We start from the raw sequence: 25,309 nt of genomic DNA on the forward strand, positions 1-25,309 counted from the left end.
TCTCCCTTACATTGGACAAATTTCACAGTAAAGTAGACTGCAACTGCTGTGAGGTATTCTTATTATTTCCCTTCACGCTTTGCCCAATCCGCTAAAAATCCTTCAATTCCTTTGTCTGTTAATGGATGATTAAACAGTTGCTGTAAAACTTTGTATGGAGTTGTTGCAATATGTGCGCCAGCTAATGCAGCTTGCGTAATATGTTGCGGGTGACGAATAGATGCGGCAATAATTTCCGTGTCAATTTCGTGGATAGCAAACATTTCCGCAATTTCACGGATTAATTCTACGCCATCTTGACCAATATCATCTAGACGTCCTAAGAATGGAGATACATAAGAAGCGCCTGCACGTGCTGCCATCAATGCTTGGTTAGCAGAGAAAATTAATGTCACGTTCGTTTTAATCCCTTTTTCAGAGAAGTGTTTACATGCTTTTAATCCTTCCGGTGTCATTGGAAGTTTTACTGTAATATTCGGGTGAATCGCTGCCAATTCTTCCCCTTCACGAATCATTCCTTCAGCGTCTAAAGAAATTACTTCACCAGAAACCGAGCCGTTTACCAGCTCAGCAATTTCACGTAAGCGGTCGTGGAAATTCACGCCTGATTCTTTTGCAACTAATGATGGGTTTGTCGTTACACCTGAAAGAATCCCCCAAGAGTATGCTTCTTTAATTTCGTCAAAGTTTGCTGTATCGATAAAAAATTTCATTATAATAGCCTCCGATTTACATTTGATTATAAAAACACATCTCGCTCAATTTGTGAACGAGATGTCTTATGTTGAAAAACACGTGTTCACAAAGAAAAGTACGCTTATTTTGTGCACTTTTCTTTTGTGGATTCATTATTCCGCATTAATAGGTAGAATTTCTGCCTTGAAAACGTATCGGCAGATGAAGACTCCCGTGAAAGAAGGTTCACTCTATCAATTAAGCTTTTCCAGAGCTGCCGAATTCGCGCATTTTACCGATTACTGTCGCTTTAATCGCTTCACGAGCTGGACCTAAATATTTACGTGGATCATATGTTTTCTTATCATTTTCTAAAAATTCACGGATTACTTTCGTAGCCGAAATTTGGTTTTCTGTGTTGACATTAATTTTTGCTGTACCTAAAGAAATTGAACGTTGAATATCTTTTGTTGGAATACCAGTTCCACCATGTAATACTAACGGAACATCTGTCAACGTTGAGATTTCTTCCATTTCAGCAAATCCTAAGTTTGGTTCGCCTTTGTAAGGACCGTGAACAGAACCTAATGCTGGAGCTAAACAGTCAATACCTGTAGCTTCAACTAGTGCTTTACATTCCTGTGGGTTTGCGTACATAATGCCGCCAATGACACCGTCTTCCTCGCCGCCTACAGTACCAAGTTCCGCTTCAACAGATACACCTTTTGCATGTGCATACTCCACAACTTGTTTAGTCGTTTGAATATTTTCTTCGAATGGATGGTGTGAAGCGTCAATCATAACAGAAGAGAAACCAGCATCGATTGCTTCTTTACATTTATCGAAGCTTGAACCATGATCTAAATGAATTGCTACTGGAACAGTTGTTTTGTAGCTTTCCATTAAGCCTTCAACCATTTTTACTACAGCAATGAAGCCGCCCATATATTTTCCGGCACCTTCAGAAACACCTAGAATTACCGGTGATTTTTCTTCTTCTGCTGCTTGTAAAATGGCTTGTGTCCATTCCAGGTTGTTAATATTGAATTGACCTACTGCATAACCTTCTGCTTTTGCTTTAATTAACATTTCTTTCATTGAAACTAATGCCATTATTAAAATCCTCCTCGAAGATACATAAATAGTTTGCTGCTAGAAAAACATAGTTTGCGCAAAATGCTTTTTTTAAGTATTTTTTTCATCGTCTATTCCATGCAAAATCACATGAATTGACAAAAACATTTAGATTAATCATAACAAAAACAGACAGTATGCGCTACTGCCTGCTCGCCTGTTTCATTTATATTTTTTCAGTCTTTTCTACTAGTTTATTAACTTCATCACGTACTTCAAAAATATTAAAAGGTTTGGTAAAGTATTTTATCACACCTAATTCGTTCGCTCTGTCCATCATATGCTGTTCCACATAAGCAGTCATCATCATTACAGGTAGCTCCGGGTGATCTTCTTTCAAACGGGCTAAAATCTCCAGTCCGTCCATTCCGGGTATTTTCATATCCAGCAGGACGCAATCGAGAGCATTTTCCTGTGCAATTTTTATTGCGTCAAATCCGTTTGCCGCTAGATAAGTTGTGAATCCTTCTTTTTTAAATACTTCATTTAGAAGCATCCTTATTCCCTGCTGATCATCTACTATTAGTATCCCCTTCAATGTGATCCCCCATTATAATAATAATTTATCCCGGATTAACGGGTAGTAAGACTCCCGCCTCTGTACTTATCAAGGGCGAAAAGGATAGGCGGGAGATCAACTACCCATAAATGCCCGATTGGTTCAACTAACAATCAGTGGGCAAGAACCCCCCACTGATTGAAGTTTCACTTTATATAAGTTACATTCTATTACTAAATTGATTTCCCCTCTTTTATCGAGAGAGTTTGTGCTTTTGCTTTTTTATGTGCACAATTTTATAATAACTTTGAGGTGTTAATATGTCTAAAATTTTAACTACGCAATTAACAGGTCTTCTACAGCGCATTCAGCAAACTGAAGAAGAATCTATTGAAGAAACTGCAAGATTATTGGCACAGGCAGCAATTGGGCAAGGAACAATTTACTTTGCGGCATTTGGTGAAATGAAAGCTGTTGCAATAAATGCAGAGCTTGGTGAAGGTAAATTTGCTAAGTTTGCACGCTATACAGAAAATGTTGAACTTTTGCCTGCTGACCGTGTAATTATTTTTACTCGACACGCAACAGATGAACAAGCATTAAAACTTGCTCAGCAACTGCATGCAGAGTTTATCCCATTTGCGGCTGTCGCAAGTGAAATGGCCGGCGATGAAAATCCGTTAAGCGATCTTGCTTATACGTATATTTCATTGAAAGTGCGCGGTGGCATTTTGCCGCATCCTACAAAGCTCGGCGAACGCATCGTATTTCCACATCTTATTGCAGCTTTATATATTTATGAAGCAATTAAGATGGAATTCGACGAAATGCTCGTGGACGATGATGAAGAGGACGACGAATTAATGGACAGCCATCCGTCTCCATTCGCATAATTTATTGACGACTCTTAATCCATACTGGTATGGGGGTCGTCTTTTATATTTTTATATTTATATGTGCCTCTCTTTGATTAGAAGGTAAATTAGTTGTTCGGAGTGAAGGCGGCGACTCCCAGGGGCCAAGCACGTGGAAGAGACTTGGAACAAAAGCTAGGAGCGCCACGTCCTGTGGCAACGCTTTTGTGACCAACATCGTGTTGGCCTCGTGCCCCAGGAAAGCGTCCGCCGTAACGGAGAACAACGGATACAAAATAGGTATACAAATTAAGCAGCTCAAACTTTACTATCGTAAAATTGAGCTGCTTTTAATTTTGGAGCTACTTTTGCCCCAACTCTTTATTTTTTATTATTAAACGCTGCGCCAACAAACTCACGGAATAATGGTTGTGGACGTTGTGGACGTGAAATTAATTCTGGGTGGAACTGGCCAGCCACAAAGAATTTCTTTTCCGGTAACTCAACAATTTCTACTAATTTATTGTTAGGAGATAATCCTGAGAATACCATACCTTCCGCTTCCATTGCTTCACGGAATTCATTGTTGAACTCGTAACGGTGACGGTGACGTTCGTATACTAACTCTTCACCATTGTAAGCCGCGCGTGCACGAGATCCTTCTTTTAATTTACATGGATATAGACCAAGACGTAATGTTCCGCCGATATCTGTATCTTCTGTTTGATCCGGTAAGAAATCGATAATCGGATACTTCGTGTTTTTGTCCAGTTCTGTTGAGTGTGCACCTTCCAAGCCCATAACATTACGTGCAAATTCTACAGTCGCCATTTGCATACCTAGGCAAATACCGAAGAACGGTACATCGTTTTCACGTGCATAACGGATCGATTCGATTTTTCCTTCAACACCACGGTCGCCGAAACCACCTGGCACTAAAATACCGTCTGCTTGTCCTAGCAATTCATCAACATTTTCCGCTGTAACGTGCTCAGCATTGATCCAGTCGATTGCGATATCTGAATTGTATACATAACCTGCATGTTTTAACGCTTCTACAACTGAAATATAAGCATCTTGCAATTCTACGTATTTACCTACTAAAGCGATACGTGTTTTGTGCTCCAGGTTTTTCACTAAATGTACAAGCTCTTTCCAATCTGTCATATCCGCTTTTGGCGCTGTAATACCGAAATGATCAAGAACGATTTGGTCAAAACCTTGTGCATGAAGATTTAATGGCACTTCATATAAATGTTCTGCATCACGTGATTCGATAATATCAGAAGGTTTTACGTCACAGAATAACGCGATTTTTTCTTTCATGTCTTGTGGAACTGGTTGTTCTGTACGTAATACGATAATATTTGGCTGAATACCTAATGAACGCAACTCTTTAACAGAGTGCTGTGTCGGTTTTGTTTTCATTTCACCAGCAGCTGCAATATAAGGCATTAATGTACAGTGGATGTACATTACATTTTCATGGCCTAAATCACGGCGCATTTGGCGAATCGCTTCCAGGAATGAAAGTGATTCAAAGTCACCTACTGTACCACCGATTTCCGTAATAACAACATCAGCAGAAGTTTCACGGCCAGCACGTTGTACACGTTCTTTAATTTCATTTGTTACGTGAGGAATTACTTGAACTGTACCACCATTGTAGTCACCGCGGCGCTCTTTATTTAGTACCGATTGATATACTTTACCTGAAGTAACAGTTGAGTGTTTACCAAGATTAATATCGATGAAACGCTCATAGTGACCTAAGTCTAAGTCCGCTTCTGCACCATCATCTGTAACGAATACTTCACCATGCTGGTATGGACTCATTGTACCTGGATCAATATTTAAATATGGATCAAATTTTTGAATTGTTACTTCCAATCCACGATTTTTTAATAGACGACCTAAAGATGCTGCTACAATCCCTTTACCAAGTGATGAAACTACCCCACCTGTTACGAAAATATACTTTGTCATACAAATTCCTCCTTCTTTTAAAACAAATTAGAAAAACACTCTATTGCTTCCTAAATGCAAGGGAATGTTTTTCTAATTAAAAACGCATGAAAAAATAAAAAACGCTCCTCCTGCACTATTTTGCAGGGGGAGCGTATAACTTATACGGTCAATCTCCTCTTTAAAGGAGCCCAAGTAAAAGATTATACGGAACTGAAATAGAAGTCAAGCACTTTCAATTTCCAATGTGAAAATTGATTACTTTAAATCTTCGTCTTCTTCTAATTCCTCATCTAACTCTTCGTCTATTTCTTCTTCATCATCCTCGATAATAAATGTATCATCTTCATCGATTATTTCTTCATCGATGTCAGGATCGATTTCTTCAATATCTTCTTCTACGAAGTCGATTTCCTCATCCACTTCTTCCTCTTCTTCGTCGTCAACGAATTCATCGTAATCTTCCTCGAATAATACATCCTCTTCTTCAAGGTCGATAACTTCATCTTCATCTTCGTCGTCAACAGCTTTTGCTTTCTTCTTACGTGTCTTAATTGTTGGCGCTGTTTCTTCTTCGATTGTTTCTACTTTATACCACTCACGTAAACCCCAGCCATTTTCTTGGTTTAATAAAAAGCGGCCTTCTACGTTTAAGTCAGTATAAAATTGTACTAAACGGGATTTTAAATCTTCATCCGAAATACCATTTAATGCTTGAATACCTTTTAATAATTCATTTAACGGCATTGCTTGTTTTTTATCTTCTAATAGTGCGTATGCTAAGTCGATTAATGACTCTTCTGCTAATTGTTCATCTGTCATACCACGAAAGTTCAAATCGTGCACGTCCTTTCCATTCTTACATGTCTATTTATCAATTACGACTCGGCGTAATTGCGTTTGGATTCGTCTTCCAAATCCTTAACATCTGCCGAAGATCTTATACCCGCTCTTGTCGTTGCTTGTACAACAACTGGATGGATATAAGCATAATACCCATTATATACAAACATGCTATCACTATGCTAGTTTCATTTCTTGTTTTTTAAATTTGTTACTTTTTTATAGGCAACAAAAAATAAAATGAAGGATAAAAGCAGCAAAGGGATTGCTGCTAGTTGTCGGTTATATAAAAAGAAGGTTGCGATTAGGCATGCTAAAATTAAAATATAATGTACATACTGTTGCACTATTGCGCACCTTCCTTCATCAGATCGTCCATGTATTTACTAGTATAACGAAAATTTCCGCACTCGTGGTATTCTAAGTTCATTTTTTTGCATTTTTTACTAATAACTAAGTAAATAAGGCTAGTTATTAAGTTGTTTTCCGCATGCTACAAACAATAAATCTGTTATCCCCTACATATTTCGGCGGTATTGGCCGCCTACTTCATAGAGGGCCTGTGTAATTTGGCCAAGGCTCGCTACTTTAACCGTTTCCATTAATTCTTCAAAAATATTGCCACCTGTTTTAGCTACTTCTTTTAATCGATCAAGCGCTTTTTGGCTATTGTCCGCATTTGATTCTTTAAAGCTTGCCAAGTTTGCAATTTGCAAATCTTTTTCTTCTTTAGAAGCACGTGCGATCTCCATGTTATCGATTGCTTCTTCAGATGGCGGATTCGGGTTTAAATACGTGTTCACGCCAATAATCGGCAGTTGTCCTGAATGTTTTAAATGCTCATAGTGCATCGATTCTTCCTGGATTTTTCCGCGCTGATACTGTGTTTCCATCGCACCAAGTACCCCGCCGCGATCATTCATGCGATCAAACTCTTCCAGCACCTTCTCTTCCACCAGCTGTGTAAGCTCTTCAATAATGAATGCCCCTTGTAACGGGTTTTCGTTTTTCGATAAGCCGTGCTCTTTTGTAATAATCATTTGAATCGCCATCGCGCGGCGTACCGATTCTTCTGTAGGCGTTGTAATTGCCTCATCGTACGCATTCGTATGCAGTGAGTTACAGTTATCCTGTAATGCCATTAATGCCTGCAGTGTTGTACGAATATCATTGAAGTCGATTTCCTGTGCATGCAGACTGCGGCCCGATGTTTGAATATGATACTTCAGCTTTTGCGAGCGGTCATTTGCGCCGTACTTTTCACGCATGACAACAGCCCAGATGCGACGTGCTACACGACCGATGACTGTATATTCAGGGTCAAGACCGTTCGAGAAGAAGAAACTTAAGTTCGGTGCAAAATCATCGATATTCATACCGCGGCTTAAATAATATTCAACATACGTAAAGCCGTTTGCCAATGTAAATGCAAGCTGCGAAATCGGATTCGCCCCGGCTTCGGCAATATGGTAGCCCGAAATGGATACCGAGTAGTAGTTTCTTACTTTATGATCGATGAAATATTGCTGGATATCGCCCATCATACGCAGCGCAAATTCAGTTGAGAAGATACAAGTATTTTGCCCCTGATCCTCTTTTAATATATCTGCCTGTACGGTACCGCGCACCACTTGCAATGTCTGTTCACGCGTTTCTATAAATTCTTCCACCGTTAAAGTACGGCCCAACTCCAGTTCACGCTTTTGTACTTGCTGGTCGATTGCTGTATTCATAAACATTGCCAGAATAATCGGAGCAGGTCCATTAATCGTCATCGATACAGATGTAGAAGGTGCACATAAATCAAAGCCCGCATAAAGTTTCTTCATATCATCCAATGTACAGATGCTTACACCAGACTCCCCGACTTTTCCGTAAATATCAGGACGTGTATGTGGATCTTCCCCGTATAATGTTACCGAATCGAATGCCGTCGATAAACGCTTCGCATCATCATCTTTTGATAAGTAGTGGAAACGCTTATTTGTACGTTCTGGAGTTCCTTCACCAGCAAATTGACGCTTCGGATCTTCTCCCTCTCGTTTGAACGGGAAAACCCCTGCTGTATACGGGAATTCACCTGGTACATTTTCTTTATACACCCAGCGTAAAACTTCGCCGTAATCTTTAAAGTTCGGCAGCGCGACTTTTGGAATTTTCAAGCCTGAAAGCGATTCGGTACGTAAAATTGTTTTAATCTCCTTATCACGCACTTTCGTAATAAGTTCGTCGCCAGCGTAAGCTTCTTTTAATTCATTCCAATTTTTCAGTATACGCTTCGACTCCGCAGTTAATTCATTTTGAACGCCTTCCAGTAAAGAATCAATTGATGCAGTTAATGCTGTTTCACTTTCCGGAAGCAGTGCTTTCGTTCCTTCAAGCTGATACCACTTCGTTGCCAGTAATGCCTGCTGTTCCGCATGCTTATGATAATTTCTGATCGTTTCCGAGATTTCGCGCAAGTAATAGCGACGGTCATTCGGAATAACAATGTTTTGCTTTTGTGTTTTCACAAATTGCTCATACGAAGTTTCCCAATCTAAACCGAACTTTTCATTAATTTTCGCTACAAGAGCCGCAAATAATGAGTTCGTACCTAAATCGTTGAACTGTGAAGCGATCGTCCCGAATACAGGCATATGATCAAGCGGTTCTTCCCATAGTTCACGTGAACGCTGGTATTGTTTCTGAACTTGACGCAATGCATCTTCAGAGCCTTTTCGTTCAAACTTGTTGATCGCAATCAAATCCGCAAAATCGATCATATCGATTTTTTCAAGCTGTGTCGGGGCACCGAATTCGCTCGTCATTACATACATCGAAAGGTCTGTATGTTTCGTAATTTCAGCATCGCCTTGCCCGATACCACTTGTTTCAACAAGGATTAAATCAAATCCTGCTGTGCGTACAACATCGAGTACATCACCAATCGAACTTGATAATTCCGTATGCGAGCCGCGTGTTGCCAAACTGCGCATATAAACACGGTTATTAAAGATGGCATTCATACGGATACGGTCACCTAATAAAGCCCCGCCTGTTTTTTGTTTTGTCGGGTCAACCGATATAATCGCAAGTTTTTTATCCGGGAATTCTTGCAGGAATCGGCGGATCAGTTCGTCTGTCAACGAAGATTTCCCTGCACCGCCTGTACCTGTAATCCCAACTACCGGTGTGTTTAAACTTTTAGTTCGTGCAAGCTGCAGCATTTCTTCAATTTCTGTATCCCCGCCAACTTCGGCAGCTGTAATTAAATTCGCCAAAATTTCCGGCGTATCGGTCGAAAGTTTTTCCAAAAGTTCTTTGTAATTTCCTTTTAGTGTAGAAAAATCTGCACCTTCAAGCTTTTTGTTTATCATCCCTTGTAAACCTAATTGGCGCCCATCTTCCGGTGAAAAAATGCCGGCAATGCCGTAATCATGCAGTTCCTTAATTTCGCGCGGCAATATTACACCACCGCCGCCACCGTAAATTTTAATATGTGGTGCCCCTTTTTCGCGAAGCAGATCGTACATATATTTGAAATATTCAATATGACCGCCCTGATATGAAGATAGTGCCACCCCTTGCGCATCTTCCTGTATTGCAGCATTCACCACTTCCTCAACGGAACGGTTGTGGCCTAAATGAATAACTTCTGCTCCACTTGACTGTAAAATTCGGCGCATAATATTTATTGAAGCATCATGCCCATCAAAAAGGCTCGATGCTGTGACAAAGCGAATATGATTTTTTGGTTTGTATACTTCAGTTTTCCCCATTTTAATAACCCCTTTGTTATGTTGGAATAATGAAAAATAGCCATGCGAAGCAAACTGTTTGACTAGTTGCTCTACATGGCGATTCTCCTTTCCTAATTTTCAAACTGCATAATGCCTTGTAAAAACATTGTTGTTTGCAATTTTATATATTGATCGATCGTGTATCGTTTTTGCAGTGCCCACTTACGGAATGCCCAACTTTGACCTTGTACGACGATGTGATTTGCCGCTAAATAGATTGCATCTTCAGACAGCGTTAAATTGCCGGCTTCAACACAGTCTTTTAATATGCGTTCAAAGATTGCGACCATTTCAAGCTCTTTATCGAGAATGTAATGCATCGCAGCTTTTTGCAATGACTTCGTTTCCTGATACATAATCGTAAACTCCTCAGGCATTTGATCAATAAGCAAATAATATTGACGGATTGCCTGTTTCAAACCTTCGATTGTACCTGTATCGGAAGGGAAATCGGTTAAGCATTTCGTTACTTCATTGAAAATATTGTCACATACTAAAAATAAAACATCTTCTTTCGTACGAATATATTCATATAAAGTCCCGATAGAAAAACCGGCCGCTTTTGCAAGTTCTCTTGTTGTTGCACGATGAAATCCTTTTTCCTTGAAAAGCTTTACACCGGCATCGATAATTTGCTGACGGCGTGCGATAATTTTATTTTCATCTTTTATTGACGATTGGACGTGCAGCTTATCATTTTTTGCCATAGGCTATTTCGTAATCATACGCGAAATTACGAGGCGTTGAATTTCTTGTGTACCTTCATAAATTTGCGTGATTTTCGCATCGCGCATATAACGCTCTACCGGGTAATCCTTCGTATAGCCATAGCCGCCGAATACTTGAACAGCTTCTGTCGTTACTTTCATCGCTGTATCACCTGCAAGCAGTTTTGCCATTGCCGATGCTTTTCCGTATGGTAAGTCGTTTGATTCCAGCCATGCTGCCTGATACGTCAATAAACGAGAAGCTTCAATTTCTGTTGCCATATCTGCTAACTTGAATGATATACCTTGATTTGCTGTAATCGGCTTGCCAAATTGAACACGCTCTTTTGCATAGTCAACCGCTGCATCCAATGCACCCTGTGCAATACCTACTGCTTGAGCTGCAATTCCGTTACGTCCACCATCAAGTGTTTTCATAGCGATAACGAAACCTTGACCTTCTTCGCCTAATACGTTTTCTTTCGGTACACGGCAGTTGTCAAAGATGATTTCTGTCGTTGGAGATGAACGAATTCCTAGTTTCTTCTCTTTTTTCCCTACAGAGAATCCCGGGAAGTCCGCTTCAACGATAAAGGCAGTCGTGCCATTTTTCGCTTCCGGATCAGTAACCGCAAATACTACATAAATATCTGCAACCCCGCCATTTGTGATGAAGATTTTCGAACCATTTAAAATATAGTCGTCGCCGTCTTTTACTGCATAGGTTTTCATTCCGCCTGCATCACTGCCTGAAGCTGGTTCTGTTAAGCCGTAAGCACCGATTTTTTTACCTTCTGCCATTGGACGAAGATATTTTTGCTTTTGCTCTTCGTTGCCGAATTTGAAAATCGGCCAGCCTGCAAGTGATGTGTGTGCTGACAGTGTTACCCCTGTCGATGCACAAACACGTGATAATTCTTCAACTGCGATACAGTATGCCAAGTAGTCAAACCCTGCTCCGCCGTATTCTTCCGGCCAAGGTATACCTGTTAAGCCAAGCTCGGCCATTTTATCGAAAATACCACGGTCAAATTCTTCATGCTCGTCGCGGTGCTCTGCTGTTGGTGCTACCTCATTGATTGCAAAATCGCGAATCATTTCGCGTAATTGTTGGTGTTCTTCTGATAATTGAAAGTTCATTTCCCCATGTCCCCTTTTTTAAATATAGTAGAAGGTTTACGTCAACCAATCACATGCTTACTAATAACGATGCGTTGGATTTCGCTTGTGCCTTCGTAAATTTGTGTTACTTTTGCGTCGCGGAAATAGCGTTCTACCGGATAGTCTTCGGTATAGCCGTAGCCGCCGAAAATTTGTACGGCTTCGATTGCTGTATCCATTGCTGTTTGAGATGCGAACAGTTTTGCCATTGATGCTTCTTTTCCGCATGACAGTCCTTCACTGCGCATGTTTGCAGCCCGGTAAACGAGCAGTTTGGCAGCTTCCACTGCTGTTGCCATATCGGCAAGCTTAAAGCCAACCCCTTGCTGCTTGGCGATTGGTTTTCCGAACTGGATACGCTCTTTTGCATAGGCAGTTGCCGCTTCCAATGCAGCTTCGGCAATTCCTAAACTTTGAGCTGCGATTCCGATTCTACCTACATCCAAGTTGGCCAACGCAATTTTAAAGCCGTCTCCATCTTGCCCGAGCAGGTTCTCTGCAGGCACTCGCATGTTTTCAAATGTTAACTGAACCGTACTTGAACCGTGCAGTCCCATTTTCCGTTCATCTTTCCCGATTATTAAACCAGGTGTATTTTTTTCTACAATGAATGCTGAAATCCCGCGTGAACCGGCTTCCGGATTTGTAGATGCAAAAACGATATACACATCTGCTTCCCCGCCATTTGTAATGAACACTTTCGCACCGTCCACTACGTAATGATCGCCGTCTCGTACTGCCTTCGTTTTCAATGAACCAGCATCACTACCGGCACTAGGCTCCGTTAAACAAAATGCTCCGATCGATTCTCCGCTTGCCAGCTTCGGTATATATTTTTTCTTTTGGTTTTCATTGCCGAAATATAAAATCGGGTTTGTGCCGACAGAAGTATGCACTGACAAAATAACGCCCATTACCGCGCTTACTTTTGATAGTTCATGGATCGCGATAATATAAGAAGTAAAATCCATTTCCGCCCCGCCATATTCAGCAGGTGCCGTAATTCCCATCAGCCCAAGCTCACCCATTTTCGTCAGCAAATGCCTCGGGAACTCGCTCGCTTCCATCTGCTCGATAAACGGCTCAATTTCGGTTTTGGCAAAATCACGGACCATGTTACGCATCATCAACTGCTCATCAGTAAATTGTAAATTCATAGAAGTCCCTCAGCTTTCGTATATGTAGAATCCTCGACCGCTCTTTTTGCCTAACCAGCCGGCTGCCACATATTTGCGTAATAACGGACATGGGCGATACTTACTGTCACCAAGTCCTTCGTGTAAAATCTCCATAATCGACAAGCATGTATCCAATCCAATAAAATCAGCCAATGTTAATGGTCCCATTGGATGATTCATTCCCATTTTCATTACATCGTCAATCGCTTCTTTCGTTGCTACCCCTTCATACAATGCATAAATTGCTTCATTGATCATCGGCAGTAAAATACGATTTGAAATAAAGCCCGGGAAGTCATTCACTTCCACACCTGTTTTCCCCAGTTGCTTTGTCATATCTGCAACCTTTTCGTACACTTCATCAGATGTTGCCAAACCACGGATAATTTCCACAAGTTTCATGACCGGTACCGGATTCATAAAGTGCATACCAATTACTTGCTCCGGACGTTTTGTCACTGCCGCAATTTCAGTAATCGGTAAACTTGATGTATTCGTTGCTAAAATCGCATGCTTTGGTGCAATTTCATCAAGCTGCTTGAAGATCGATTGTTTAATGTCCATGTTTTCGACTGCTGCTTCAATGATAATATCCGCGTTTTTCGCGTCTTCAATCGTCAATGATTTAGTAATACGAGCTAACACAGCCGTTTTTTCTTCTTCTGTTTTACGGCCCTTTTCAACATCACGTGCCAAGTTTTTCGTGATTGTATTTAAACCGCGTTCGAAAAACTCTTCCTTCATATCATTTAAAATGACATCGTAGCCTGCCTGTGCACAAACTTGCGCAATCCCGGAACCCATTTGCCCAGCTCCGATGACCATTACTTTTTGAATCGCCATTTATTTCATCCCCTTAGTTTGTAACTTCGATTAATACCGCGTCCCCTTGACCGCCGCCTGAACAGATAGCCGCAATTCCTAAACCGCCTCCACGACGTTTCAGTTCATAAGCGAGCGTTAAAATAATTCGGGCACCACTTGCTCCAATCGGATGGCCTAAAGCTACGGCACCACCGTTAACATTTACTTTACTCTCATCCAGTCCGCTAATTTGATTGCTAACTAGAGCAACCGCTGCGAACGCCTCATTAATTTCAATTAGATCAATGTCTGCCAATGTTTTACCTGACTTTTTAAGCAACTCATTTATTACAAGTCCCGGTGTTTGAGGGAAATCTTCCGGTGCTACCCCAACTTCCGCATGTGCAAGAATTGTTGCGAGCGGCTGACGGTTTTCCTGCTGTGCTTTTTCTTCACTCATTAAAACAAGTGCACACGCTCCGTCATTCACACCTGGAGCATTTCCGGCTGTAATTGTGCCATCATTGCTGAACGCCGATTTTAATTTTGTTAGCGTTTCCAAAGTAGTTCCTGCTCGTGGTGCTTCGTCCGTCTCAATATGAAGTGGGTCGCCTTTTCGCTGTGGAATTTCCACTGCTACGATTTCCTCTGCAAATTTACCTGAGTCAATTGCTGCAAGTGCTTTTTCATGACTGCGAACTGCCCATGCATCCTGCTGTTCACGGGAAACCTCAAACTTGCTCGCTGTGTCATTACCGTAAACGCCCATATGCACTTGTTTCGGATGAAAGGCACAAGACAAACCGTCATAAATCATGCCGTCTACTAAACTCGCATCTCCCATACGCAAACCAAATCTACCTTTTGGCATATAGTACGGTGCGTTTGACATCGATTCCATTCCACCTGCCACGACCACTTCTTCGTCCCCTAATCGAATAAGCTGATCGGCAAGAGTAACACTGCGCATACCTGAAGCACATACTTTGTTAATTGTTTCCGTTTTCACATTCCACGAAATTCCCGCTTTTGTCGCCGCTTGCCGTGAAGGGATTTGCCCCTGCCCCGCCTGCAATACGGTTCCAATAATGACTTCATTTACCTCATCTGCTGATACATTGGCCTTCACCAATGCTTCTTTAATTGCAATTCCGCCTAAATCACTTGCTGTTAATGAACTTAATGCGCCACCAAATTTTCCGAATGGTGTTCGTGCGCCGTCTAAAATGACTGTTCTCGACAATCCATACACCCCTTTGTTTGAATTAATCCGAATTTTATACATCGCCATCCGTATTGTGAAGTTCTGCTGCAGACTATTAATCTATTAGTAACGATCCCCATCACTTACTAATAAAAACACTGCTTGCAGGCTGTAATTAATAATTCGACTGAACGCTCGCTCAATCATTCTTTAGAAAAAAATGAGAGTATTTACTACTCTCATTTCTTCGCTTACTTTCATTGTATTAAATCCTTTTTGAATTCGCAACAATTATTCAAATATACTGACTATAAATTTATTTCTCGTTAATTCATAGATTATTTGTTTTGTTCGTTATTTTCATCGTCAGCGGGTGCTGCATCTGTTGCTACTTGCTGCTCTTCCGGAAGCGTTGAAGATTCAACAGGTGATGCCTGTTTCTCAGCTTCAATTGTTTCTACAGGTGCTACAACTGTTTCTTCCACTACTTCTTGTTGCTCTTGTTGAACTTGAACTTGTGCTTTTTCCGGTGTTCCGAATACCGCACGCTCTAAAATTTCTGCAATATCGTAAGTACCGACTGTATCTTCCACTTCTTTTGCTTTCGTTCCATCCGAAAGCATTGTTAAACAGTAAGGACAGCCTGAAGAAATTACCGATGCCTGTGTTGCGATTGCCTGTTCTGTACGGGCAACGTTAATACGGTTTCCGACATGCTCTTCCATCCACATTAATCCACCGCCGGCACCACAGCACATGCCGTCTTCACGATTACGTTCCATTTCAACTAGCTTCACGCCTGCAATACCTTTTAAAATTTCGCGTGGCGGATCGAAAACATCATTATAGCGTCCTAAGTAACATGAATCATGGAATACAATCGTTTCATCGACACGGTGATCCATTGTTAAACGGCCTTCCTGTATCAGATCGTACAGCAATTCTGTATGGTGAAGTACTTCCCCATTCCAACCGAAATCCTGATACTCATTTTTGAAAATATTGTATGCGTGCGGGTCAATCGTTACAATTTTCGTCACACCATTTTTCTCAAATTCATCAATGTTGGCTGTTGCAAGCTCCTGGAACAGGAATTCGTTACCTAAACGACGCGGTGTATCCCCTGAGTTCTTCTCTTTGTTGCCTAAAATGGCAAACTTTACGCCTGCTTTGTTCATTAGTTTAGCGAATGCCAATGCAATTTTTTGTGAGCGGTTATCAAATGAACCCATTGAACCGACCCAGAATAAATATTCCATTTCTTCGCCCGATTTTTTCAATTCTTTAACTGTTGGAACGTGAACTGTTTCGTCAAGCTCTCTCCAGTTTTCTTTTTCTTTACGGTTTAATCCCCATGGATTCCCTTGTCGCTCAATGTTCGTCATTGCGCGTTGAGCATCCGGATTCACTTTACCTTCTGTCATCGTTAAATAACGACGTAAATCGATAATTTTATCAACATGCTCATTCATTACCGGACATTGATCTTCACAGTTACGGCATGTTGTACAAGCCCAGATTTCTTCTTCTGTAATAACGTCGCCGATTAATGACGGGCTGTAAATGTCTTCAATTACTGCACCTTCAGCACCAGCAGCCATTGCCAATTGGTTACCTTGTGTATTATTGAAGAATGAGAATGGCACCCATGGCTTTTTCTTTAGCTCAACTGCACCAGTAAATGTTAAATGATCACGTAATTTTACGATCAGGTCCATCGGTGACAGCATTTTTCCTGTTCCTGTTGCCGGACACATATTCGTACAACGTCCACATTCCACACATGCATACAGATCAAGCATTTGCTTTTGCGTGAAATCGTGAATTTTTCCGACTCCAAGCGGCGGCATACTTTCCTCATCTTCCGCTTCTTCCAATGCAGCAAAATCGATTGGACGTAATGTGCCAATACGGTCTTGACGGTTGTAATAAACGTTGAAAATCGATGTAATTAAGTGGAAGTGCTTGCCTTGCGGGATATAAACAAGGAATGCTAATAATGCCAACAAGTGTGCCCACCACATAACGAAGAACATAACAGCAGCAATCGTCGGATCCATCCATTGGAATACCCAGGCAACTGCAGAAGCTACTGGTTCTGATCCTGTTAAACCATGATCATGCCAAATTAAGTAAAATCCATTGCCAAATAATGTAGCAAACATTAAAATAGCTAAAAACATATAAACTAAACCATTTTTAAAACCTTGCTTTAAACGTGCAAGTTTCTCCATATAACGACGGTAAAATGCAACCGCTACCGCGATTAAGATCGTTAATACAACAAGTTCCTGTGTAAATGTAAATGCTGGGTACAGACCACCTAGCGGAAGGTGTGATCCCGGTGCGAGCCCTTTCCAGATTAAATCGATAGCCCCAAATTGAACCATTAAAAATCCGTAGAAAAACAGAACGTGTACAAGTCCCATCTTCTTATCTTTTAATAGTTTTGATTGACCAAATACTTTCTCAACGATATCTTCTATGCTTTCAGAAAATTTATGATTGAACTCTTCTTTACGACCAAGTTGAATATAGTCATAACGTGTTTTTAATAAATATGCGAATAACCCTAGCGCATAAAGTAACACGGCGATGAATGCAATCCAGTTAATAATTAAAAATGTATTCATTGTTTTCCCCCCTGGAATACGAAGTTTTTACCCCTTTGTTTATCCAATTCACCCCGATAAACTATATGAATCTATAAACCCATTGTAGTTATGAATGAGCATTCAGTCAACAGATTTCGTCATTAATTCTGAAAATTAAATCAAAATATAAAAAATGCTAGTTAGACAAATATATCGTCTTAACTAGCATTTTTCGTTTATTTAAATACGTCACCACTACGGATATATTCGACATCCTGGATTGATAATCGGTAGTTTACGACACGTGCTGCAGCAAATAAATAATCCGATAACCGGTTTAAATATTTCTGTACAACTAGAGAAACATCTTCAATTTCTTTCATTAAAGATACAGTTTCCCGTTCCGCGCGGCGGGCAACAGTGCGGGCGATATGCAGTGTAGCAGCTGCAGGCGCCCCACCCGGTAAGATAAAACGTTTTAATGGTGGTGCTTCTTCAGAAAGTGCATCGATTCGGTTTTCCAAAACAGTGATCGGTTCTTCCGTAAGTTTATAATGACGTTCTTTCATCACATTCGCCAAGTCCCCGCCTCCATCAAACAATTCGTGTTGAATGGCAGTTAAATCTTCAATCAAATCCTTGAACTTTTCCTGATCCAATTCACTGACAGCTTTACCGATAAATGAATTCAGCTCATCAATTGTGCCGTATGCTTCAACGCGCAGATGGTCTTTATCGACACGTCCTCCAATAATGCTCGTTTTCCCTGTATCGCCTGACTTTGTATATAATTTCATCAATAATCACCCTTTCGATTTAAAATAGTATTTCTAGTTTTTTTAAAAATCCCCTTTTAGTATAATGACACTCTTTTTTTAGCTGACGTTTTTCCAGCCACTTTACTTATTATAATGCTGTTTATATTTTTTAATTGCTTCTATTGTAACTTCGAAAACAGCCCGTCCGATTAGTTTGCCGATTTCCGTAATAGGTCCGGCATACGGCATTTCATCCCCTTGTTGGGTAGCCGCAATCAATAGACTGTCGGTAGCGGTACTAGTTGCAATTGTATTTGTCACTGAATCTTTTATTTGCTGATCTGCCAATGCTTTCGTTTTTGCTTCTGTTGCTGTAATCATCGCCTGAATAAATGCTTCATCTGTCAGCTTACCATTAACGATAACCCATGTATTAATCGTACCGACATGTGGCTCATCTTCCCGCAAATATGTTTTCGTAACATCGACACTATTTCCTACACCTGCTGTTACCATGACAAGGATTTCTACATTATTTTTCGAGAAATGCCGAATTACTGCACAGCTTGTTTCCACTGCTGTAAGCATCACGACTGTATTTGTTGGAGAAAATTTACGCTCTATTAAAAATTGCTCCGTTTCCTCCTTCACATTATAAATATCGTATTCTGGAGCAATGGAACGGTTGAGTAATGTGTCATACCAGCCTATGCCGGCATTATGCACAGCAGAAGAAATTATTTTCAGTGGTGCCTGGGCCTGATATTCGATATAGTCTTCCGTTATTTGAAACTGGTCCATTTGGATTGTCGTAGCTTTTCGTCCCATTTCATTCTTTGGCAACATCGTAATTTGCGGCTTTGGCAGCTCCGGGTGAGGATATGTCGCAATTCTAGCCTGATATACATCGGCAATCTGTTCTTGCAACACGACTTCGTGCGGCTCGCCAAACGCACGTACTTCACCATTTTCCAACAGAAGGAGTTCATCACAATAAAGCGATGCCAAGTTAATATCATGAAAAATCGAGACAACTGTCAGCCCTTGCAATTCAACTTGCATCCGAATCATATCCAGAATCTGCTTTTGATGAGCGATATCCAAATGATTAGTCGGTTCATCCAATAGAAGCAGTTCCGAATTTTGTGCAAGTGCCTGGGCAATAAATACCCGTTGCTGCTCGCCTCCCGATAAAAACTCCAAGTACTGATTATTATATTGCGACACACCTGTGCTTTCCATCGCCCGCTGAACTGTCTTTTCATCTTCTTCGGTCCAGGAAGAAAAGAAGCCGCTTTGATGGGGATAACGTCCTAACGAAACCGCATCATATACACTGTTCGTAAATGCGCTTGCATTTAATTGAGGGAGTACGGCCATCTTTTTCGCTAATTGCTTGTTATCATAGCTTTTAAGCGGTTTCTCTTCAATAAAAATTTCGCCTGTTTCACATTTCAGCACACCACTGATCATCTTCAGTAATGTCGATTTTCCGCTGCCGTTTGGACCAAGAATCCCGAGAATTCTTCCTTTTTCCACGTGAAACGTCATATTTTTCACAACCGTTTTCCCACCGTAACCGCCGGATAGATTATTTACTTTTAACATTATGCAACAACCTTTCTACGTTGCTTGAAGAAGATATAGGCAAAGACAGGTGCTCCAATAAAGGAAGTAATAACACCAATCGGCAGTTCAATAGGGGAAATAATTGTACGTGATACTAAGTCACAAATGACGAGCAGGCTTGCACCGTTCAAAAACGACAATGTCAATAAATGTCGATGGTCTGCTCCGATTAGCAGGCGAATCATATGCGGTACTACTAATCCGACAAATCCAATTGTCCCGGATGCAGCAACAGCCGCTCCTGTTAAAATGGAACCACCCGCCAATATCATATACTTGCTGCGCTTAACATTTACCCCTAAATACTGGGCACGCTCTTCTCCATAAATCATCGCATTCAATTCACGGCGAGTCAGCCAAATAATTGCTGTACCAAGCACCATAAATGGCAGAACCATCTGGACATATGGCCACCCTCGCATCGATACACTTCCTAGAAGCCAGCCGATGATTTCTCGTAGCTGTTCACCAGTAAGTGCGACCATTAAGGAAATACAGGACCCTAAGAACGAGCTGAAAATAATTCCCGTCAAAATTAGCGTCTCCATTTTCATCGAGCGGTCAACAAGTCTGGCAAATGTCAGGACGATGATCATCGTACATGCAGCTCCAGCCATACTGAAAATCGGCAATGTGAATACACCGAGCACCGGTATGGAAATGCCTAAAAAGATTGTCATTACCGCACCTACCGAGGCCCCTGATGAAATTCCTAATGTGTATGGATCTGCCAAAGGGTTTTTAAGCAACCCTTGGAATGCTGCCCCCGCAATTGCTAAAGAAGCCCCGATTAATGCGGCTAAAATGACGCGTGGCATTCGGATTTTCCACAAAATACTGTATGCAACCGGATCTGTTGTTTTATCCCACAATGTCGAAAACGGAATATTAACAGACCCGAACGAAATGCCGATCCAAATACTGCTTAAAAGCAATCCAATCGATAGTACATAGGCGATTGAATATTTTTTATTCATTGAATACCTCTGGATAAATTGCTTCCCCAATTGATTCAATACCTTCTACAATACGCGGACCTTGTCGACTTGTCGTATCGCCATCGACTAATTTCACATTGGCGTTTTTCACAGCATCCATTTCTGCATATGCATCATTTTCCTCGATTGCCGCCATGTCGTTTTCATATGTTACTAAAATGATATCCGGATTGCTCTTTACAAATTGCTCCGAGCTGTACTGCGGCCAATCGAGTTCCGGAACAGCATTTTCAACATTTAATACTTCAAGCATTTCACTAATGAACGTCTCCTGTCCAGCAACATATAGTTCCGGATTTGTCCCAACAACAACAAATACGGACTTCTCTTCCAGGTCGGCTACTTTCACTTCAATTTCTTCAATCTCCTCTTTGATTGATGCAATCATTTTTTCGGCTGCTTGTTCTTTATTTGTCAGCTGCCCGATTTGTTCGATCGTTTCGTACGTTTCTTCAAATGTTTTCGCATCTTTTACAACGAATACTGGAATTCCTACTGATTCAAGCTGCGCAATCGCCTGTTCATTGAAGCTGTACAATCCGGATTCATGTGCTAAGACTAAATCGGGCTGCAGACCGATTATTTGTTCTAAATTGAACTCCATGCCGCCAACTGATTCTTTTGATAATGCTTCTTCAGGATATGTATCATTGTCGTTCACAGCGATGATTTCATCGTTTAATCCTAAGCCGAATAAAATTTCTGTGTTCGATGGAGCTAATGTAATGATGCGCTCCGGTGCTTTTTCAAGCGTAATTTCTTTGTCCAAAGCATCTTTTAATGTAACCGGAAATTGTGCTGTTTCCGTTACTTCTGTGCTTCCATTTGCAGATTGTTCTTCTGTTGCTTTTTCCGAATTACATGCAGTCAATGTTAATGTAAGTAATGCTGCGGAAGAAAGCAGTTGCCATTTTTTCAAAATAAAAACCTCCTGAAATCTTGTTGTATAATTTTCTACAAAAATAAAAAGCTCCCCCTACTATAAATGAGGGAAGCTTTACGTATGCAAATAAAATTCAATAAAAAGAATTTATCCGCCACATCCTATCCTCGTAGGTTTAATTTAGGGCATTATAAAGGCAGGTCTCCTGGCTTATGCATAAACGTTGAAGAGCGCCTTCCCGAAAGTTTTTCAGTGGCATGCTGCTCTTAACTAGCAATTACAGTGGCGGGACCGCATCGGATTTGAACCGATTTCCCTTTTACTCCTTACTCAATCCAACGAGTAAGAACCTTTATCGTCCATATAAAATTAATAGCTCTATTATAGCTGATAGGCGGTAAAATGTATGCTCGTTCGCTAAAATTTCTGATAATTTGTCTTAATTTGTTGAAATCACGAATAAAAGAACAGCTTATTCTTTCTCTTTCAAGTTTTTTTCAATTGCCGTTTCAGCCAATCGTTTAATTGTAATATCATCCATTGGCGGATTGTGCAGACCTGCCCGTACATCACGATAATAACGTTGCAGCGGGTTAGATCTTTGCAGGCTTTTTGCCCCAACTAGACGCATCGCTTTATCTACAACTTCGATTGCTGTATTTGTCACGACATGTTTCGCAATATTGATTTCATTGACTAATGTCGACTTTTTAATCGGATCATTATAAAGCCCCGCAACACCGTAAATTGTAAAGCGTGCTTTCGTCAACGCCAAATCCATTTCTCCGATCAGCGTTTGCACGTTTGGCAACTGGGCAATTGTTCCTTGAATACTGTTCGGGGAATGACTATTCGCAAAGTCGACCGCGTAATCGCGTGCAGCCTGGGCAATCCCTAAATAAGTTGCCGGGATGAGGAGCAGCCAGCCGTTCAGCTTAAATCCGGTTGAATAGTTCGGGATTTCCACTAAGCTTGTTTGATCAACACGTACATTATCAAGTACTAAATCATCGCTTCCCGTACCGCGCATTGACGCAACGTCCCACGTATTTTCGACCGATACCCCTTCCGCCGATTTCGGAACGAGGAAAAATCCTAACTGACCCTCATCTTCAATCCATGCAGACACTAAAAAATAATCGAGGTCCGGTGCACCGCTCGTATAGTTTTTACGTCCATTAATTACATAATAATCACCATCACGTTTTGCTGAAGTCCCCGGACGACCCCCACGAACCGGGCTTCCCATCGCAAACTCGCTTACCGCGCGATTGACTGTCGCGCCATTTGCGATCTCTTTGCCAAACCAGTCGAGCTTTTGTTCATCCCAGTAGCGATTTTCAAATATTTCGCCTACATTTTGAATTGTCCACGATACAGCCAGCCCCGTGCTTCCGCAATAGCTCGCCAAAGTTTCCTGCAGTAGCAGCGCATCATATACTGTAAAGCCATCTCCGCCATATTCCTTTGGCAATGTTATTTTTGTATAGCCGATTTCTCTCAGCTTCCGGAAATTTTCAAATGGAAATGTCGCTTGTTCATCTGTTTGCTGAGCATGTTCTTTCACGCTCTCTGCTATTGTTTCGAGCTTTTTCAGCCATTGTTGCTGCTCGTCTGTTTGAATAAATAATTCCTTGCTCATGAAAAGCACCACCTCATATTTATTGTCCTGTATATAGAAGTCAAATTTAATAGTACGTTTCGGGAAATTACAAGTCAATAGATATCCCCAGTCCCCTTATAGGGATTCCATGCAGTCTATTTTCGCGACAATTGAAAGTTTTGCCGGTGAAAGTGGAACGTTTGCGGAAAAAAGGAGAACCTATTCGCCATAATGTGAAAAGTTACGACGCGAAAGGCGAACTGTTGCATCTAAAGTAGAACAAATCGCTTTTCAAATAGAACAACGGCAATTTCAAATAAAAAGCACTCTATTCCCTTAAATAGAAATAGAGTGCTTTAAAAAGTTAAATTACATTTTTTCCGGTGCGTTTACGCCGATTAGTTTCAGTGCATTCGCTAATGTAGTTTTTACTGCTGTGATCAAGGCTAAACGAGCTTCTGTCAGCTCTTTATTATCTTGGTTCAATACTTTTTCTGCATTGTAGAAGCTATGGAATGCAGCAGCCAAGTCTTGAATATAGTTTGCGATACGGTGTGGTGTGCGGTGTTTCGCTGCATCTGCCACGATTTGCGGGAATGCGCCGACTTTTTTAAGCACATCTTCTTCTTTTTCTGCTACTAGCAAGTTCAGGTTTTCCAATGATGCTTCGAAACCTTGCTCGTTTGCTGCACGCAAAATTGATGAAATACGAGCATGTGCATACTGTGCGTAATATACCGGGTTTTCGTTCGATTGTGATACCGCTAAGTCTAAATCGAAGTCCATATGTGAATCCCCTGCTGTTTTAACGAAGAAATAACGAACAGCATCCAAGCCTACTTCTTCCACTAATTCACGCATCGTTACAGCATTACCTGTACGTTTACTCATTTTGAATTTCTCGCCGTTTTTGTACAGCTGTACCATTTGGATAATATCTACTTCCAATGTACCGCGGTCATAGCCAAGTGCTTCGATTGCCGCTTTCATACGTGGAATATAACCGTGGTGGTCAGCACCCCAAATATTGATCAGCTTATCAAAGCCGCGACGTAATTTATCTTCATGGTAAGCAATATCCGGTGTTAAATATGTGTATGAACCATCGTTTTTAATTAATACGCGGTCTTTGTCATCACCGAATGTTGTTGAACGGAACCAAGTCGCGCCTTCTTCATCAAAAACATGGCCATTTGCTTTTAGTTTGTCTAATGCTACATCGATTTTACCGTTTTCATATAAAGAAGTTTCTGAATACCAAACATCGAATTCAACACGGAAGTTTTTAAGGTCATTTTGCAGTTTCGCCAATTCCAGTTTCAAGCCGTGCTCACGGAAAAATTTAAAGCGTTCTTCATCAGATTTGTCCAAAATTGTTGCACCGAATTCTTCAGCCAGCTTACCGGCAATTCCGATAATATCAGGACCGTGGTATCCGTCTTCCGGCATTTCAGCTTCCATTCCTAATGCTTGCTTATAACGGGCTTCCAAAGAATACGCTAAGTTATTAATTTGGTTACCGGCATCATTAATATAATATTCACGTGATACGTCAAAACCAGCAAAATCCAATACATTACATAATGAATCCCCTACAGATGCACCGCGCGCATGGCCTAAATGCAAGTCACCAGTCGGGTTAGCTGAAACGAACTCGACCTGTACTTTTTCTCCTGCGCCTGCAGTTGAACGACCATAGTTTTCGCCTTGTTCAAATGCTGCTGTAACAACACTCGCCAAGAAGTCTTTACGAACTGTAATATTCATGAAACCTGGTCCTGCAATTTCAATCTTTTCGATGTCTGTGCCTTCAGTCGTTAAATGTTCTAAAATCGCTTCTGCAATTGCACGTGGCGGCTTTTTCGCCAGTTTAGTTAATTGCATTGCGATATTTGTTGCAAAGTCACCGTTTGCTTTATCCTTTGGTGTTTCTAAATGGATGTTGATTTCCGTGCCTGCTTCTACTAGGCCTGCTTGATCGATTGCTGCTTTTAATGCTGCTTTAATCGATTGCTGTAATTGTTCTACTGCATTCATA

At 41.0% G+C, this 25,309-nt stretch carries 19 protein-coding genes and 1 riboswitch; of the genes, 1 reads left to right on the forward strand and 18 read right to left on the reverse strand.

Going from position 1 to position 25,309, the window contains the following annotated elements; genetic code table 11:
- Positions 1 to 62 precede the first annotated feature (62 nt).
- The 3 genes from fsa to M3166_RS11080 all read right to left on the reverse strand — a co-directional run bounded on the left by fsa (position 63) and on the right by M3166_RS11080 (position 2,347).
- On the reverse strand, positions 63 to 713 hold the full coding sequence (fsa, locus tag M3166_RS11070; protein WP_079524628.1) for a fructose-6-phosphate aldolase: 651 nt from the start codon (positions 711 to 713) through the stop codon (positions 63 to 65).
- A gap of 220 nt (positions 714 to 933) precedes the next feature.
- Positions 934 to 1,788, reverse strand: coding sequence for a class II fructose-bisphosphate aldolase (locus M3166_RS11075; RefSeq protein WP_251689869.1), 855 nt, complete (start codon positions 1,786 to 1,788; stop codon positions 934 to 936).
- 187 nt (positions 1,789 to 1,975) lie between these two features.
- Positions 1,976 to 2,347 (reverse strand): response regulator, encoded by a 372-nt coding sequence (locus M3166_RS11080; protein ID WP_251689870.1) that lies wholly within the window; start codon positions 2,345 to 2,347, stop codon positions 1,976 to 1,978.
- A 281-nt stretch (positions 2,348 to 2,628) separates the two neighbouring features.
- Between M3166_RS11080 and M3166_RS11085 the strand changes: the two genes are divergently transcribed.
- On the forward strand, positions 2,629 to 3,201 hold the full coding sequence (locus tag M3166_RS11085; protein WP_251689871.1) for a DUF2529 domain-containing protein: 573 nt from the start codon (positions 2,629 to 2,631) through the stop codon (positions 3,199 to 3,201).
- A 342-nt stretch (positions 3,202 to 3,543) separates the two neighbouring features.
- Here M3166_RS11085 and M3166_RS11090 read toward each other — a convergent pair whose 3' ends face one another.
- The 15 genes from M3166_RS11090 to argS all read right to left on the reverse strand — a co-directional run bounded on the left by M3166_RS11090 (position 3,544) and on the right by argS (position 25,308).
- The gene (locus tag M3166_RS11090) at positions 3,544 to 5,148 is read right to left on the reverse strand and encodes a CTP synthase (protein ID WP_251689872.1); all 1,605 of its coding nucleotides are present in this window, start codon (positions 5,146 to 5,148) and stop codon (positions 3,544 to 3,546) included.
- A gap of 237 nt (positions 5,149 to 5,385) precedes the next feature.
- Positions 5,386 to 5,973, reverse strand: coding sequence for a DNA-directed RNA polymerase subunit delta (gene rpoE, locus M3166_RS11095; protein WP_251689873.1), 588 nt, complete (start codon positions 5,971 to 5,973; stop codon positions 5,386 to 5,388).
- Between the two features lie 515 nt (positions 5,974 to 6,488).
- Positions 6,489 to 9,731 carry a fused isobutyryl-CoA mutase/GTPase IcmF gene (gene icmF / locus M3166_RS11100; RefSeq protein ID WP_251689874.1) on the reverse strand — a complete coding sequence of 1,081 codons (3,243 nt, stop codon included), beginning with the start codon at positions 9,729 to 9,731 and terminating at the stop codon, positions 6,489 to 6,491.
- A gap of 92 nt (positions 9,732 to 9,823) precedes the next feature.
- Complete coding sequence (locus M3166_RS11105; RefSeq protein ID WP_251689875.1) at positions 9,824 to 10,459, reverse strand: TetR/AcrR family transcriptional regulator; 636 nt, start codon at positions 10,457 to 10,459, stop codon at positions 9,824 to 9,826.
- A gap of 3 nt (positions 10,460 to 10,462) precedes the next feature.
- On the reverse strand, positions 10,463 to 11,599 hold the full coding sequence (locus M3166_RS11110) for an acyl-CoA dehydrogenase (protein WP_251689876.1): 1,137 nt from the start codon (positions 11,597 to 11,599) through the stop codon (positions 10,463 to 10,465).
- 41 nt (positions 11,600 to 11,640) lie between these two features.
- Positions 11,641 to 12,777: an acyl-CoA dehydrogenase gene (locus M3166_RS11115; RefSeq protein WP_251689877.1), complete on the reverse strand. Its 1,137-nt coding sequence runs from the start codon at positions 12,775 to 12,777 to the stop codon at positions 11,641 to 11,643.
- Positions 12,778 to 12,786: 9 nt separating this feature from the next.
- Positions 12,787 to 13,641: a 3-hydroxybutyryl-CoA dehydrogenase gene (locus M3166_RS11120; RefSeq protein ID WP_251689878.1), complete on the reverse strand. Its 855-nt coding sequence runs from the start codon at positions 13,639 to 13,641 to the stop codon at positions 12,787 to 12,789.
- A 13-nt stretch (positions 13,642 to 13,654) separates the two neighbouring features.
- Complete coding sequence (locus M3166_RS11125) at positions 13,655 to 14,845, reverse strand: acetyl-CoA C-acetyltransferase (protein WP_251689879.1); 1,191 nt, start codon at positions 14,843 to 14,845, stop codon at positions 13,655 to 13,657.
- Positions 14,846 to 15,144: 299 nt separating this feature from the next.
- Positions 15,145 to 17,439, reverse strand: coding sequence for a heterodisulfide reductase-related iron-sulfur binding cluster (locus M3166_RS11130; RefSeq protein ID WP_251689880.1), 2,295 nt, complete (start codon positions 17,437 to 17,439; stop codon positions 15,145 to 15,147).
- Positions 17,440 to 17,636: 197 nt separating this feature from the next.
- Positions 17,637 to 18,197, reverse strand: a complete 561-nt coding sequence (locus M3166_RS11135; protein ID WP_251689881.1) for a cob(I)yrinic acid a,c-diamide adenosyltransferase — start codon at positions 18,195 to 18,197, stop codon at positions 17,637 to 17,639.
- Positions 18,198 to 18,299: 102 nt separating this feature from the next.
- A complete protein-coding gene (locus M3166_RS11140) occupies positions 18,300 to 19,766 on the reverse strand; it encodes an adenosylcobinamide amidohydrolase (protein ID WP_251689882.1) in 1,467 nt (488 codons plus the stop codon).
- Entirely contained in the window at positions 19,766 to 20,764 is a 999-nt protein-coding gene (locus tag M3166_RS11145; protein WP_251689883.1) for a FecCD family ABC transporter permease, read from the reverse strand. Before M3166_RS11145 ends, M3166_RS11140 begins: the two co-directional genes overlap by 1 nt.
- Entirely contained in the window at positions 20,757 to 21,704 is a 948-nt protein-coding gene (locus M3166_RS11150; protein WP_251689884.1) for an ABC transporter substrate-binding protein, read from the reverse strand. Before M3166_RS11150 ends, M3166_RS11145 begins: the two co-directional genes overlap by 8 nt.
- Before the next feature lie 142 nt (positions 21,705 to 21,846).
- Positions 21,847 to 22,037, reverse strand: a riboswitch (cobalamin riboswitch).
- Between the two features lie 103 nt (positions 22,038 to 22,140).
- Positions 22,141 to 23,310, reverse strand: coding sequence for an acyl-CoA dehydrogenase family protein (locus M3166_RS11155; RefSeq protein ID WP_251689885.1), 1,170 nt, complete (start codon positions 23,308 to 23,310; stop codon positions 22,141 to 22,143).
- Between the two features lie 330 nt (positions 23,311 to 23,640).
- Positions 23,641 to 25,308 carry an arginine--tRNA ligase gene (gene argS, locus M3166_RS11160; protein WP_251689886.1) on the reverse strand — a complete coding sequence of 556 codons (1,668 nt, stop codon included), beginning with the start codon at positions 25,306 to 25,308 and terminating at the stop codon, positions 23,641 to 23,643.
- Between the last annotated feature and the right edge of the window lies 1 nt (position 25,309).

It is taken from the genome of Solibacillus isronensis (assembly GCF_023715405.1).
Classification (GTDB): domain Bacteria; phylum Bacillota; class Bacilli; order Bacillales_A; family Planococcaceae; genus Solibacillus; species Solibacillus isronensis_B.